The organism is Psychrobacter sp. 1Y4 (assembly GCF_051847555.1).
Genome location: NZ_JBPYDE010001166.1, coordinates 1 through 515, shown reverse-complemented (window position 1 = coordinate 515; position 515 = coordinate 1). Strand labels below are relative to the sequence as shown.

Genomic DNA, 515 nt, shown 5'->3' with positions numbered 1-515 from the left:
CATCATGCACTGCTCATATCAATTTTCTGGCGTGCTGTGCCTACGCAGACAGAGGCTTCGAAAATTAATATGAGCAGTAGCGTAGCGCTTTTATTGTTTTTTAACTATACCTTCCCATCAGGCCGAGCACCGACGATCTGTCAGTGCCGTGACCCATACCAATGGACATCTTTTACAGCAAGGCTTGGGCCACTATGGCAGAACCCAAGAAAGTGCCCGTAAAGGTGAGCAAGGCAACCACTGCGATTTTAAATCCGGATTTTTTAAACAAATTCACTTCCATCTGAGAAATTGCAAACCCTGCATAGGCAAGTACCGGAGTAATAAGTTGCAACACGCCTAACTTATCTGTTTCTACTAAGACGTACTCGCTCATCGGAAACTGTGGCAGAGATATCAAAATAGCCACAATAGATATCCAAGCAATAGCGGGGACATTGACCGGAATGACTTCCTTTAGTAAGACACCAACGATACAGCACCCGAATAGAATTAACATGGCAGGTAGCGCAGAG

The 515-nt window shown here is 45.0% G+C and carries 1 pseudogene; it reads right to left on the bottom strand.

Going from position 1 to position 515, the window contains the following annotated elements:
- Positions 1-172: 172 nt before the first annotated feature.
- A pseudogene (locus tag ACS8FC_RS20960) lies at positions 173-515 on the bottom strand (DUF3100 domain-containing protein); the annotation flags it as partial.